General features: G+C 69.2%; 12 protein-coding genes. 5 read left to right on the top strand and 7 right to left on the bottom strand.

The features are described 5' to 3' along the window. Positions 1 to 67 precede the first annotated feature (67 nt). From OO69_RS36625 to OO69_RS36610, 4 genes are read left to right on the top strand one after another with little or no spacing between them, the layout of a single operon-like run. On the top strand, positions 68 to 967 hold the full coding sequence (locus tag OO69_RS36625; RefSeq protein ID WP_234444623.1) for a hypothetical protein: 900 nt from the start codon (positions 68 to 70) through the stop codon (positions 965 to 967). Between the two features lie 32 nt (positions 968 to 999). Further along, positions 1,000 to 1,761 carry a vWA domain-containing protein gene (locus tag OO69_RS36620; RefSeq protein WP_033285223.1) on the top strand — a complete coding sequence of 254 codons (762 nt, stop codon included), beginning with the start codon at positions 1,000 to 1,002 and terminating at the stop codon, positions 1,759 to 1,761. 3 nt (positions 1,762 to 1,764) lie between these two features. After that, positions 1,765 to 2,556 carry a PP2C family serine/threonine-protein phosphatase gene (locus OO69_RS36615; RefSeq protein WP_033285222.1) on the top strand — a complete coding sequence of 264 codons (792 nt, stop codon included), beginning with the start codon at positions 1,765 to 1,767 and terminating at the stop codon, positions 2,554 to 2,556. Continuing rightward, positions 2,553 to 3,716 (top strand): hypothetical protein, encoded by a 1,164-nt coding sequence (locus OO69_RS36610; RefSeq protein WP_033285221.1) that lies wholly within the window; start codon positions 2,553 to 2,555, stop codon positions 3,714 to 3,716. The genes OO69_RS36615 and OO69_RS36610 overlap by 4 nt, the downstream gene beginning before the upstream one ends. Before the next feature lie 22 nt (positions 3,717 to 3,738). Here the strand turns inward: OO69_RS36610 and OO69_RS36605 are convergent, their stop codons facing one another. The 6 genes from OO69_RS36605 to OO69_RS36580 all read right to left on the bottom strand — a co-directional run bounded on the left by OO69_RS36605 (position 3,739) and on the right by OO69_RS36580 (position 10,275). Further along, entirely contained in the window at positions 3,739 to 4,350 is a 612-nt protein-coding gene (locus tag OO69_RS36605) for a hypothetical protein (RefSeq protein ID WP_199811100.1), read from the bottom strand. Then, positions 4,337 to 5,878: a vWA domain-containing protein gene (locus OO69_RS36600; RefSeq protein ID WP_033285220.1), complete on the bottom strand. Its 1,542-nt coding sequence runs from the start codon at positions 5,876 to 5,878 to the stop codon at positions 4,337 to 4,339. The genes OO69_RS36605 and OO69_RS36600 overlap by 14 nt, the downstream gene beginning before the upstream one ends. Continuing rightward, on the bottom strand, positions 5,875 to 7,092 hold the full coding sequence (locus OO69_RS36595; protein ID WP_033285219.1) for a toxic anion resistance protein: 1,218 nt from the start codon (positions 7,090 to 7,092) through the stop codon (positions 5,875 to 5,877). Before OO69_RS36595 ends, OO69_RS36600 begins: the two co-directional genes overlap by 4 nt. Before the next feature lie 14 nt (positions 7,093 to 7,106). Next, the gene (locus tag OO69_RS36590) at positions 7,107 to 8,186 is read right to left on the bottom strand and encodes a substrate-binding domain-containing protein (RefSeq protein ID WP_033285273.1); all 1,080 of its coding nucleotides are present in this window, start codon (positions 8,184 to 8,186) and stop codon (positions 7,107 to 7,109) included. 336 nt (positions 8,187 to 8,522) lie between these two features. Then, positions 8,523 to 8,930: a hypothetical protein gene (locus tag OO69_RS36585; protein ID WP_033285218.1), complete on the bottom strand. Its 408-nt coding sequence runs from the start codon at positions 8,928 to 8,930 to the stop codon at positions 8,523 to 8,525. Between the two features lie 133 nt (positions 8,931 to 9,063). Then, a complete protein-coding gene (locus tag OO69_RS36580) occupies positions 9,064 to 10,275 on the bottom strand; it encodes a pyridoxal phosphate-dependent aminotransferase (protein ID WP_033285217.1) in 1,212 nt (403 codons plus the stop codon). 179 nt (positions 10,276 to 10,454) lie between these two features. Between OO69_RS36580 and OO69_RS36575 the strand changes: the two genes are divergently transcribed. Further along, the gene (locus OO69_RS36575) at positions 10,455 to 11,291 is read left to right on the top strand and encodes a trypsin-like serine peptidase (protein WP_033285216.1); all 837 of its coding nucleotides are present in this window, start codon (positions 10,455 to 10,457) and stop codon (positions 11,289 to 11,291) included. 56 nt (positions 11,292 to 11,347) lie between these two features. Here OO69_RS36575 and OO69_RS36570 read toward each other — a convergent pair whose 3' ends face one another. After that, positions 11,348 to 12,928, bottom strand: a complete 1,581-nt coding sequence (locus OO69_RS36570) for an N-acyl-D-amino-acid deacylase family protein (RefSeq protein ID WP_033285215.1) — start codon at positions 12,926 to 12,928, stop codon at positions 11,348 to 11,350. Between the last annotated feature and the right edge of the window lie 3 nt (positions 12,929 to 12,931).

The following is a 12,931-nucleotide window of genomic DNA, read 5'->3' as shown; positions in this document are numbered from 1 at the left end:
ATTCTCAGTCAACCCCTTTCGGCCACCCGCCTGTTGGCTCCACTATGGGCGCCAACGGGGGGTCGTCATGAGACATACGTTGTTCACTGCCCTGCTGTTCGGCTTGTTGATCGCGGTGATTCCGGCGGGGCCGGCGGCCGCGGCCGGCGCGGACTGCGGCAAGAACTTTCCGACGCGGCTGGGCTGTTGGCAGGACGCGCTGGACGACGGGGCCGTGGTCACGGTCACGCTGAACAAGCCTCTGGGCTTCGACGCCGGCCAGAAGGGCGGCGAGGCCGCCGTCCGCCGGGACCTCAAGAACCTCCGGGTGCAGGTACCGGCCGGCGTCCACACCGGCCAGGGCGGCACCGCGCTGCTCGTCCTGGCGGGCCACGCACTGGTCGACCGGGACGCCCGGATCGACCGGCTGGACGCCAGAACACTGGCCGAACTCCCCGCCTGTGACGGCGACTTGTGCAAGGCGCTCAAGAATTCCTCGTTCACCGGCGGCCAGCTGATCGACAAGAAGGTGGGCGTCGCCGAACTCGGGGGCGGCCGCAAGTCCACGGACCACACACGCGTCCTGCTGCTCGCCCTGACCGCCGTACTCCTCCTCCTGCTCCTGGCCCTCCTCCTCGCCGTCCGCCGCTCCCGCACCCCGGCGACGGAGATCTCCTCCGAGGAGACCAGCGCCGAGACCACCGCCCGACTGCGCCCCGTCCCACCCGCACCGGCCCCGTCCTCCTACGGCCGCCAGGTCGGCCCCCGCACCGGGCCGTCCCGAACAGCCGTGGTCCGTACGGCCCTTCACCCGCAGGGCTACGTCGAACTCGATCACGTCCTGTACCGCGCGGTGTGGGCCGAACCCGACCGCACCCCGCCCGTCCCCGGCGCGTACGTCGAGGTCACCGACGCCCGCGAAGCCGACTCCGACGTCCTGTACGCCTTCCCGCCCGCCGCCCGGCACCACGCGCGCGGCACCTCGTGACCCCCGTACCGCCCGGTCGACCAGGAGACGCCATGCACAGCGAATACCCGCCCACGATGCCGGCGGAGTACGCCGACATCGAGTTCGAGAACAACGCGCAACGGCTGCCGCTCGTGCTGTGCCTGGACACGTCGAGCTCCATGGCGGGCGCGCCGATCCAGACCCTCAACGACGCGCTCGCCGAGTGGACCCGGGAACTCCACGACGACGTCTCCCTCAGCTACAGCGTCGAGGTCGCCGTCATCACCTTCGGCGGCCAGGGCGTCGGCGCCTGGCGCGGACCCCAACTCCTCGACCCGCGCGCCCGGTTGAGCCCCTTCGTCCCCGCGCACGCCTTCCAGGCACCCCGGTTCACCGCGTCCGGGGTCACCCTGATGACGGAGGCGCTGGAGCTGGCCATGCATGTCGTCGCGGCCCGCAAGGCGGAGCTGCGCGCCTCCGGGCTCCAGTACTACCGCCCGCAGATCTGCCTGGTCACCGACGGCCTCCCCACCGACGCCACCGGCCACATGACCGACTCCTGGCACCGCCTGCTGCCCGTCCTCGCCGACGAGCAACAGGCCCGCCGTTTCCGGCTGTACGCGATCGGCGTGGGCGGCATCACCGACCGCGGCGAGCAGGTGCTGCAGGCCTTCGCGCCGAAGTTCAACGCGCGCATCCAGGGCTTCCCGTTCCGCGAGCTGCTCCAGATGATGTCGGCCAGCGCGAACGCCGAGCAGAAGGGCGCGGGCGACGAGGTCTTCGAGAAGATCTTCAGCCAGTTCAAGACGCAGCGCCCGGCCTGGGAGAGCTGAGCGGTGGCCGAATCGCCCTGGCGCATCCACGGCCTGAGCGTCGAGGGCTACCGGCACCGCCGCACCGGCACGCCCTGCCAGGACGCCTGTACCTACACGGCCTCCGCGTCCGTGTCCGTCCTCGCCGTCGCCGACGGCGCGGGCAGCCGCCCGCACTCCGACCAAGGGGCCCTGCACGCCGTCGAGTTGGCGGCCGAGCACTTCCGGCGCCGGGCGGCCGCAGCGTCCGGCTGCCCGCCGGGGGAGGAGGTGCACGACCTGCTCGCGGACGCCTTCCACGACGTGTCCAAGATCTTCCTGGACACCTACGGCAGCACGGCCCCCGACTACGCGACCACGCTCACCGTCGTCGTCCTCACCCCCGGCTGGCTCGGCCACCTCAGCGTCGGCGACGGCTTCGTCGTGGTCCGTGCCGGAACGGAGGACGGGGAACGGCAGTTCCACCTTCTCCCGCAGCCGCCCGCCGTCAGCGAGTACAGCAACGAGACCGTCTTCCTCACCTCGCCCGACGCACCGCGCCGCCTGCGCACCGACTGCGTCGCGGACCCGCGCGTGGACGGCGTCCTGCTCTCCACCGACGGCCTCACGCAGGCGGCCCTGTCGCTCTCCGGCGGCGGCCCGCCCCAGCCCAACACCTCTTTCGTGGAAGCGGTGTTGGGCTCCCTGGACACCCCGGGACCGGTGACCGACAAAGCACACGAGAACCTTGCCGCCCTCCTCCGCTCGGACCGGCTGACGAGCCTCAACGCCGACGACAAGACCCTGCTGCGGGCCGTCCGCGTGGTGACCCCATGACCGGCCGCACGGTCCACCTGGACGGCAAGCCCGTCACCCTCGCCGAACTCCCGCTCAAGGGCGGCGGACAGGCGGCCGTCTTCCCGGTGGAGGGCGACGACACGATCGTCGTCAAGCTCTACCGAGACCGCCCGGGCCCGGACTTGGAGCGCCGCCTGGCCCGCATGCTCACGATGTCCCCCCTGGCCGCCCGCCCCACCGACGCCAACCAGCCCCCCGAACTAGCCTGGCCCACCGCCATGGCCCGCAGCCCCGAGGGCGAGTTCCTCGGCTACGCCATGCGCCGCTTCGGCGAACCCCAACACGTCCAACTGGTGGGCCTGTTCACCCGCGCCCAGCGCCTCCGCCTCTTCGGCGACCGCGCCGACTGGCGCTTCCTCCTCGGCGTCGCCTGGAACCTCGCCTTCATGACCGCCCGCATGCACTACGACAACCTCGTCATCGGCGACTTCTCGTCGAGCAACGTCGTCGTCGACGCCAACGGCTTCGTCACGTTCCTCGACTGCGACTCCATCGCCTTCACCGACCCGGTCACCGGCGAGCCCTTCCCCTGCCTGATGCACACCACCGACTACTCCTCACCGGAACGCCAGTCGGGCGCGGCGGCCACCGAGGAGAGCGACAACTTCGCGCTGGCGGTGCTGATCTACCAACTCCTCACTGCGGGCAACCACCCCTTCGGCGGCGTCCCGCACGACAGCACCCCCGAGTCCACGGTCAAGGACAACATCGCCGCGAGCGTCTCCTACGTCGTCCGCCCCGAGGCGGTCGTCATCCCCCGCGGCACGGTCGACCCCTCGGTCCTCCCGCCGGGCCTCCTCACCCTGGCCCACACGGCGTTCGGCGCGGGCGTCCACGCCCCCTCCGCCCGCCCCACCCCGGAGGTCTGGCTACGCGCCCTGGACCAGGAACGCTCCCGCGTCCAGGTCTGCCCGCAACGCCCCCTGCACTCCTACGGCTCCCACCTCCCGACCTGCCCGTGGTGCACGCGGGCGGCGGTGACGGGACACGACGTGTTCAACGTGCCGGTGCGCCCTGCGGTGCCGGTGGTACCTCCCGCGACCGCACCGGAGTCGGAGCACGGCATGGGCCCGCTGAAGGTGGCGGGCCTCGTCCTGCTCGCGCTCGTCCTGCTGATCGTCGTGCTGCAACTGCTCTGAGGAGTACGGCCGTTGCATGCCTTCAGCCGTTCTGCGAACGCCCCCGGTCCTCCAGATACCGTGTGTGCGACTCCTGCCGCCGCGCTTCGACCTCCCGCAGGTTGGCCGCCAACCCCTGCGCCTCTTCCTGAAGCACCGTCAACTGCCGTTCCAGATGCCGCTCAGGGGGCTCGGTACCGGGCGCCAACCGCGTCCACCACCGCGTCCGTACGAACGTGTCGACCGCCTCCGGTACGTCCTGCCGGATCGCCCGCGACAGGATGTGCACGCCCTCCGGGTCCTGCGCGAGGTCGTGCGTGACCTGCGGATCGAGGAGCCCGGCGAGGAGCTGGTTCAGCTCGGTGAGCCGACCGGCGGCGGCAGGCGGCAGCTCTACGCCCGCCAGATAGCCGCCGAGCTTCTCGAAGTCGTCGCGCAGTTCCTCCAGTTGGGCGGAGGGGTCCGGGAAGTCGGGGAGTGCCGGCCGCTCCGGCGGGGCGATCAACGCACCCGCGCCGTACAGGCCGACGACCACGACCGGCCAGTACGGCCCCGCCACGCCCACGAACGTCAGCACCAGCCCGACGAGCCCGCACGCGCTGCCGGTGAGGTTCTTGCGGGACTCCAGGTAGCCCAGGAACTTACTGGTAGCCACGGATCTCCTCGAAGGCGCCGTCCAGCGAGCCCTGTTGGGCGTCGAAGAGCCGGCCGCCGGTCAGGTCGGCGATGTGCTGGAGCTCCGCCTTGTCCGAGTCGCCGAAGAGGATGGGGAAGACGGGGATGTCCCGCTGGGCGGTGGGGAGTTGACCGTAGAAGCCGTCAAACTCCTTCGCCTTGGCGCCGGTTGTGTTCTCGCCGTCGGTCATCAGCACGATCGAGGTGAACGTGTCGCCGCCGGTGCCGAGATGCTCGTAGGCCTTCTCCAGCGAGGTGTAGATCGCGGTGGCCCCGTCCGCGCCGAGCGCCTTGGTGTCCTTACGGATCGCGTTCAGCCCGGCCTGCGGATCGCTCGGGCTCACCACATGCGTCTGCACGCTCTTCACGGCCGACCCGAACGGCATCAGCGTGACCTCCTCGCGCTGCCGGAAGTCCCCGGTCAGATCGGTGAGGGCCTTCTTCAGCCGGGACAGCCGGTCGCCCTCCATCGAGCCCGAGGTGTCGAGCACGTACACGGTCCGCGAGGGCCGGCGCAGCTTGTTCTCGTACGAGTCGAGGAGCCCGTCGGCGACGGACTGGCTGCCGGGGAAGGGGAGTTCACGCCGTCGGCTGGTGTCGAGGCCGGACGCGGGCGGTACGGAGGTGACGACCGGGCGGCGGTGTGTGCCGGTGGTGATCAGCTTCTGGAGGGCGTTCGTGCGCAGGTCCGTCGTCACGCGCCGGACGTTCTCGCGGGTCGTGGTGTCCGTCGAGGCGAGGGACGTCAACGGGTAGTCGGCGGTGACGACCCCGTCGCTCGGGCGGATCACGGTCAGGCCCGGGATGCCCTTGAGGACGGACTCGTAGTTGAGCAACGCGTCGACGTTTCCCCGGCGTTGATAGGCGGTCGCCAGCCACCCGGACGAACCCGAGGTCAGCTTCTGCCCCTTGAAGAACTCCTTCAGCCGGGGAGTCGCCTTGGCGACGTCCGCGTCGGTGAGCGCCGACTGGGCGCCGGAGAGGGCGGAGGCCACGGAGATGAGGGTCGAGAAACCGGAGTTGGAGCGCGCCGGGTCCGTCATGCCGTAGGTCAACTTGCCGTCCTGGACGGCCTGTTCGATCCCCGACCAGGTGACTTTGTCCGGCGTCCAGCCGAGTGCCGTGACGGTGGCCGTCTTGACGCCGATCGCGACCGGGCTGGACATGATCGAGGTCTCGGAGACGACCTTCTTCGCCGCGTCGGGCCGTAGCCGCAGATAGTCGTTCGACGACAGCCACAGGGCGTCGTACTGCCCGTCGACCTTGCCCTTCGCCAGCAGGTCCACCGCGTCGAGGGTGCCCATGTAGGTGGGGCGGATCGTGATGCCGGTGTCCTTGCGGACCTGGTCGAACACCGGGGTCATGTCGCTGAGTTCGCTGGAGGCGAGGACGCGCAGCGTGCCGGGCTTGGGGGCGTTGTCGGTCTCGGCCTTCGTGTCATGGGCCGACGACGTGCAGCCGGTGAGCAGCGCGGCCGTGCCGAGGGCGAGCGCGAGGAGACGTCTCATCCGAGACCGCCTTCCAGGGCGCTCTGCGACCGGCTGCGCTCCAAGTACGTGCTGGCGTTCTGGAGTTCGGACGTCAGGGACTCCACGGTCGCGGCCATCACCTCGGTCGCCTGGACCTTGTAGGTGTCGATCGCGTCGAGCGTGCGGTAGATCTGCTGGAAGGCGGTACGGAGCGTCTCCGCGCCCACCGCCGGGTCGGCCGCGATGCGCTGGATCTCGCCGCTCTGCGTGGAGAGCATCTCGGCGTTGCCCCGGATGAGGTCCTCGGTCGTACCGCGCAGGGCGTTGACCTGATCGACGACCTTGCGCTGGTTGTCGAGCGCGGAGGCGAGCATGACGGAGATCCGCAGGGCCGAGACGGTCGTGGTCGCCGCCCGATCGACACCCTTGATCAGCTCGTCGTTGTTGCGCCGTACGACGTCCATCGCCAAGTAGCCCTGCGCGCACACCGCGAGCTGGGTCAGCAGGTCCTGGTGCTTCTGCCGGACCGGGAAGAGGACGTCCGCGCGCAGGGTGTCGGCCTGGCTCGGGTCGGCGGCCTCGACGCCGGTGATGTGCTGCTCGACGGCCGTGTCGAGGGCCTGGGTGAGGACGACGTACTCCTGCAACTTGCCCATGGTTTCCCACAGACGGACCCGCTCGGTCTGCAACGCGGCGTTGTCACGCCGGAGTTCGTCCTGGCCGCCGCGCAACGAGCCCACGATCTTGTTGAGAGTCCCCTGCGCGGAGGCGTACTTGGCGACGTGGTCGCGCAGCTTGTTGCCGCCCGGCAGCCGGGACAGGAACTTCCGCCCCTTGGAGGCGGGCAGGTCACGCGGGTCCAAGTCCTCGACCACACGCCGGAGTTCGACGAGCGACCCGGCGACCTGCGACTGAGCGTCCCCGCCCTTGGACGGCAGACTCCGCACGGTCCGCTCCAGCATGCGGTTGGACTGCGCGGTGGCGGTCCGCATCTCACCGGCACCGAGTGCACTGATCTCCCCGACCTTGCCCGCGAATTCGGGCGACCGGGCATCGAGCGAGGCAAGCCCTTCCACATAGGCGGCGGCCTTCTGAGCCATGTCCGTACGGACGCTCTCGTCCACCGGCACCAGCCCGCCGGCCTTCTCCTTCGGCACCGGCGCGACGGCCTCCGGCGGGGTGAGGGTGAAGACGTCGTCCCCGCTCTGGGTGTGCTGACTGCTGTTCTGGCTGGTGTTGAAACTGCTGCTCATGTGGTTCCCCCCGTTCAACCGCGCGCCCGGCGCGCCATGTCGTGCAGCACCTTCGAGGTGGGCACGGGCGCCTGCCGGACACCGGTCAGCGTCTGGTTGAGATAGCTGGAGTGGGCGGCCGTGGCCGCGACGAACTCGGCGGTGTCACCCTGCGGCCGGAACCCGTGCTGTACGGCGAGCTTGCGCAACGTCGGGTCACTGCTGAGGAGTTGACCCAGCTCGCGGCCCTCCGGGGTGAGCGGCACGACGGTGTGGTCGCTGTTGGCCGTGGTGTCCGGGTAGAGCACGACGAGGTCGCCGACGGGCTGCTTGTCGAGGAGCAGCGAGGCCACCTGGGACTCGTAGACGAGGACCAGAGGATTGCCGGCGCCGCTGATGAAGTCCCTGAACGGCGCGTCCGAGCTGGACTGTTGAGCCCCCTGCACGCTGATCAGCTTGTGCATGAGCGGCGCGGTGCGATCCACATCGGCGCTACTGGCCGCCACCCGCCCGCCGTTGGCGACGTAGGAGGCGGCGGCGAGATAGAGAGCCCCCGAGTTGGAGGTCTCGGGGTCGGTGGTGGCGATGTAGAGGGTGCCGGTCAACTCCCCATGCTTGGAGGCCCCCTTGAGCTGCTGCCAGGTCAGATCCCGCTTGGCGGCGTCGAGATAGGCGGCCATCTTCAGCGTGCCGCGATCCTTGCTGCTGTCCAGCGTGGCGAGCCCGTTGTCCGCGAGCACCTGGGCGGCGCTGCGGTGGGCGACGACGACGAGGGGCGAGTAGAAGGGGCGCGGCAACGGCTGCCGCACCTTGTACTTGTCGGCGAGCGCGTCGGCCGGAGCCTGACTGGAGGGGAAGGCGAAGTCGTACCCCTTGAGGTTGAGCCCCTCCATGGCCCAGGACCCGGAGGTCTCCGTCTTCACGGTGAAGCCCTTGGCGGCGAGGGCCTTCACCACATCGGGATCGGCGAAGAAGTCCGCCTTCTCCGAACCGATCACACCACGCACGGTCTTCGTTGCCGTGCCCTTGTCCCCGTTGTCCCGGCCCGCTACGACGGCTGCCACCACGCCACCGATCAGCAACACCGCAAGGACGATTCCCGCGATACGTCTCACGAGGGGCAGCGTGCTCGCGGAACCCAACATTCCCCGAGGAAAGGGATGAACGGGAGGTGTCGGCCGGGTCCCGGATCAACACGGCTGCTTTTCAGGGCGCGGGGCTGTGTCGATTTGCGGCTCCGCCGCGTCGGCGCGACCAGCTACAGCGGACGCGCACCCGGGTTTTTCAGGGCGCGGGGCTGTGTCGATTTGCGGCTCCGCCGCGTGGGCGCGACCAGCTACAGCAGACGCGCACCCGTGCTTTTTAGGGGCGCGGGGAACTGCGCGACCAGCCACAGCGGGCCGGCACTCGCACGACGAACACGAACCCCAACGGCGATGAGGCGCGAAAGCTCAGGCCACCGGAGCAACCGCGTGGGCGTCCATCCGCTCGGCCGACAAAATCGCCGCAGCCGTATCAGCCCGCGACGCGGCAACAACCAACGCCCGCCCGGCAAGAGCATGCGCCCGCAGATGCAGCGCATCCAAACGGGACGTAGAAGAAGCGTCCGCAGCCACACCCGCCCGGCTCGGCGAAGCCCCCCGCAACCGCGTCAACTGCCCGGCAAGCCTCTCCGCAGCCACGTCCAACTCATCGGACGGCTCCAGCGCCCGCAGTTCATCGGTCACGGCAAGCAGCGCAGCAAGATGCCCCGCAAGCTGAATATCAAGCTCCTCCTCACGCGACCGGTGAGGAAAGTCGGAGGAGGACGTGCGGGCCACCGTGCTGTGGACCGACTTCGTGCGGATCGGCTCGTACATGGCATGGTCTCCTGTGCTCAGACAGGAAACCATCCTAGCTTAGATCTCGTCTAAAGTTGTGCTGGCCGAAAATCTGGCCGGAAAACCCCCAAGAAACCCGCCCCGCGAGGTTTAGAGCGGGTTCGGCCACCACTTACGGCTGGCTGTACCCGTCCAGGAAGTTCCCGATCCGCGTCACCGCGTCCCGCAGATCCCCGACCGACGGCAGCGTCACGACCCGGAAGTGATCGGGCTCGGACCAGTTGAACCCGGTGCCGTGCACGACCATGATCTTCTCCTGGCGCAGCAGGTCGAGGACCATCTGCCGGTCGTCCTTGACCTTGAACACCTGCGGATCGAGCCGAGGGAACAGATACAGCGCCCCCTTCGGCTTCACGCAGGTCACACCCGGGATCTGGGTCAGCAACTCGTACGCCACATCCCGCTGCTCCTTCAACCGCCCACCCGGCAGCACCAGGTCGTTGATGGTCTGCCGCCCACTGAGCGCGGCGACGACCCCGTGCTGCCCGGGCATGTTCGCGCAGAGCCGCATGTTCGCCAGGATCGTCAGACCCTCGATGTAGGAGTCGGCGTGCGCGCGCGGCCCCGAGATCGACATCCACCCGACCCGGTATCCGGCCACCCGGTACGCCTTCGACATCCCGTTGAACGTGAGGGTCAGCAGGTCCGGGGCGACCTTCGCGGTCGGGGTGTGCGTGGCGCCGTCGTAGAGGATCTTGTCGTAGATCTCGTCGGAGCAGACGAGGAGGTTGTGGCGGCGGGCGATGTCGGTGAGGCCCTTGATCATGGCCTCGTCGTACACCGCGCCGGTCGGGTTGTTCGGGTTGATGATGACGATCGCCTTGGTGCGGTCGGAGACCTTCCGCTCCACGTCGGCGAGGTCGGGCATCCAGTCGGACTGCTCGTCGCAGCGGTAGTGGACGGCGGTCCCGCCGGAGAGCGAGACGGCGGCGGTCCACAGCGGGTAGTCCGGCGACGGTACGAGGACCTCGTCGCCGTCGTCGAGAAGTCCCTGCATCGCCATGACGATGAGCTCGGACACGCCGTTGCCGATGAAGACGTGTTCTACGTCCGTCTCGATGCCCAGGGTCTGGTTGTGCATGACGACCGCGCGCCGGGCCGCCAGCAGCCCCTTCGCGTCGCCGTACCCGTGCGCCGACGACACGTTCCGGAGGATGTCCTCCAGGATCTCGGGCGGGCACTCGAACCCGAACGCGGCCGGGTTGCCCGTGTTGAGCTTCAGGATGCGGTGGCCTGCCGCCTCCAGGCGCATCGCCTCTTCGAGAACCGGGCCCCGGATCTCGTAACAGACGTTGGAGAGCTTGGTCGACTGGATCACCTGCATGTCGGTGAGCTTACGGCGCGGTAACGAGACTTGGCTCGTGCTTTCCGCCACATGAGACGCGCCGCGAACGGCCGGAAACCGCTCCTTGCCCCCACCCCTCTCCGCGATCACAATGCTCATGACAAAAAGACGGCGGCCGGAAGATCTCCGGTCGTCTCGTCATAAGAGGGGACCCCCACATGAACAAGCCTCTCCTTGCCGCGCTCTCCACCCTGGCCATCGCCGGGGCGGGCGTGGCACCCGCGGTCGCCGCACCCCAGGTGGCGCCGAAGGCCGCCGCGGTGACCGTCGACTTCGCCGGCATCGTCTCGCTCAGCAACTGCTCCGGCTCGGTCATCCGCTTCCCGAACTCGACCGACACCGCTCCGGCGCTGGTCATGACCAACGGCCACTGCCTGGAGACCGGGTTCCCGGAGCCCGGCGAGGTCATCACCGGCCAGTCCTCCAGCCGTACGTTCGGACTCCTGAACTCGGCCGGCACGAAGGTCGCCACGCTCCGGGCCAACCAGGTCGTCTACTCGACGATGACCGACACGGACGTGACGATCTACCGCACGACCACGACGTACGCGGCGATCAAGAGCGCGTACGGGATCAGTCCGCTCACCGTGAGCGCCTCGCACCCGACCGCCGGTACCGCGATCAAGGTCGTCTCCGGGTACTGGAAGACGATCTACAGCTGCAGCATCGACGGGTTCGTGTACCGGTTGAAGGAGGGGGACTGGACCTGGAAGGACTCGGTTCGTTACACCTCCGCGTGCAACACGATCGGGGGTACGTCGGGGTCTCCGGTGATCGATACCAGTACGGGGCAGATTGTCGCGGTCAACAACACGGGTAACGAGGACGGGGAGACCTGCACGGTCGACAATCCGTGTGAGGTTGATGAGAGCGGCAAGGTGACCGTCCGTCAGGGGATCAACTACGCCGAGGAGACCTACAACATCCCGGGCTGCTTCACCTCGGCGAACGTGCTCAGCCTTAGCGCGTCTGGGTGCACCCTGCCCAAGCCGTAGTGGGTCGTTTTTTGGCTGCGGGTGCGTGGGGGCTGGTCGCGCAGTTCCCCGCGCCCCTAAAGGACTCGGCGTACTGATCTGCCCGCCAGTTCGTTCGTTCGGTGGCCTTCCTCGATCACGAAGCGGCCGTCGATCAGCACGTGGGGGATGCCTGTCGGGAGTCTGCGGGGCTCCTCGAATGTTGAACCTGCCGCCACCGTCCGCGGGTTGAAGAGGACCAGGTCCGCCTTGTAGCCCTCTTTGACCAGGCCGCGGTCCGGCAGGCGTAGGCGGGCTGCCGGGCGGGACGTCAGGTGGGAGACGCATTCCTCCAGGGACAGGAGGCCCAACTCCCGTACGTAGTGGCCGAGATAGCGCGGGAACGTGCCGTACGCCCGTGGGTGCGGCTTCGCGCCCTGGAGGATGCCGTCGGAGCCGCCGGTGTGGACGCGGTGGCGCATGATCTGGCGGACGTTCTCCTCGTGGCCCACGTGCTGGAGGATCGACGGGGCGAGGCGGTCGGCGAGGAGGAGGTGGCGGGCCGTGGGCCAGCTGTCGAGGCGGCGGCCCACGTAGTCCGCCAGTTCGGGATTCTCGACCCCCGCGATCTCGATCGTGTCCCACTCCATCGGCACCCCGTGGCAGCCGTCCGAGCCGGTCACCTCCAGGTGGTGGCGGATACGGTCGGCGGTGTCGTCGTCCGCGAGGCGCTTCAGGATCTCCTCGGGGCCGCCCTCGCTGGCCCAACTGGGCAGCATCGCCACGAGAGTTGTGCAGCCGGGGGTGTAGGGGTAGGTGTCGAGGCTGATGTCCGCGCCGGTCGCCAGGGCCTCGTCCAGGAGGGACAGGAGCTCCGGTGCGCGGCCCTCGTTCACGCCGAAGTTCATGGTGGCGTGGGCCAGGTGCAGGGAGCAGCCCGCCTCGCGGCTCAGCTCCACCATTTCCGCGTAGGCCTCCAGCGCGCCCGCTCCGTACGAGCGGTGGTGCGGGCAGTAGTAGCCGCCGTAGGACGCCACCACCCGGCAGAGTTCGGTGAGTTCGGCGTCCTTGGCGTACATGCCGGGGGTGTAGGTGAGGCCGGACGACATGCCGACCGCGCCCTGTTCCATGCCCTCGGCGACCAACTGCCGCATCCGGTCCAGCTCTTGGGGCGTCGCCTCCCGGTCCTCCCAGCCGACCGCGAGCATCCGGACCGTGCCCTGCGGGATCAAGTAGGCCGCGTTGACCGCCACTCCACGATCCAGCCGGTCCAGGTACTCGCCCACCGAACGCCAGTCGAAGTCGATGTCGTCGCCGTAACCGTTCCACCCGGTGATCGCCCGGCGTACCTCGGCGAGGGTGCGGTCGTCGACCGGGGCGTACGACAGCCCGTCCTGGCCGATGACTTCGAGGGTCACCCCCTGCGCCGCCTTGGCGCTGTGGTCCGGGTCGCGGAGCAGGGCCAGGTCGCTGTGGGCGTGCATGTCGATGAAGCCGGGGGAGAGGACCAGGCCCTCCGCGTCCAACTCCCGGCGTGCCTTGGGGCGTTGACAGCCCGCCGCCGCGGCCTCCTGCACGATCGAGACGATCCGTCCGCCGTCGATCACCACATCGGCGCGGTAGGACGGTCCACCGCTGCCGTCGACGACGTCCACGTCCCGGATGACCAGCTCTTCCATGCC

Origin of the sequence: Streptomyces sp. NRRL F-525, assembly GCF_000716605.1 — a bacterium.
GTDB lineage: Bacteria > Actinomycetota > Actinomycetes > Streptomycetales > Streptomycetaceae > Streptomyces.
Note: the sequence above shows the minus strand (reverse complement) of the source record. Positions and strands in the feature narration are given on the sequence as shown.

Bases quoted from the DNA above. Each gene is read 5' to 3' on its own strand.
- OO69_RS36610 (WP_033285221.1), top strand. From the start codon at position 2,553: ATGACCGGCCGCACGGTCCACCTGGACGGCAAGCCCGTCACCCTCGCC.
- OO69_RS36585 (WP_033285218.1), bottom strand. From the start codon at position 8,930: ATGTACGAGCCGATCCGCACGAAGTCGGTCCACAGCACGGTGGCCCGC.
- OO69_RS36575 (WP_033285216.1), top strand. From the start codon at position 10,455: ATGAACAAGCCTCTCCTTGCCGCGCTCTCCACCCTGGCCATCGCCGGG.
- OO69_RS36595 (WP_033285219.1), bottom strand. From the start codon at position 7,092: ATGAGCAGCAGTTTCAACACCAGCCAGAACAGCAGTCAGCACACCCAG.
- OO69_RS36620 (WP_033285223.1), top strand. From the start codon at position 1,000: ATGCACAGCGAATACCCGCCCACGATGCCGGCGGAGTACGCCGACATC.
- OO69_RS36600 (WP_033285220.1), bottom strand. From the start codon at position 5,878: ATGAGACGTCTCCTCGCGCTCGCCCTCGGCACGGCCGCGCTGCTCACC.
- OO69_RS36570 (WP_033285215.1), bottom strand. From the start codon at position 12,928: ATGGAAGAGCTGGTCATCCGGGACGTGGACGTCGTCGACGGCAGCGGT.
- OO69_RS36580 (WP_033285217.1), bottom strand. From the start codon at position 10,275: ATGCAGGTGATCCAGTCGACCAAGCTCTCCAACGTCTGTTACGAGATC.
- OO69_RS36625 (WP_234444623.1), top strand. From the start codon at position 68: ATGAGACATACGTTGTTCACTGCCCTGCTGTTCGGCTTGTTGATCGCG.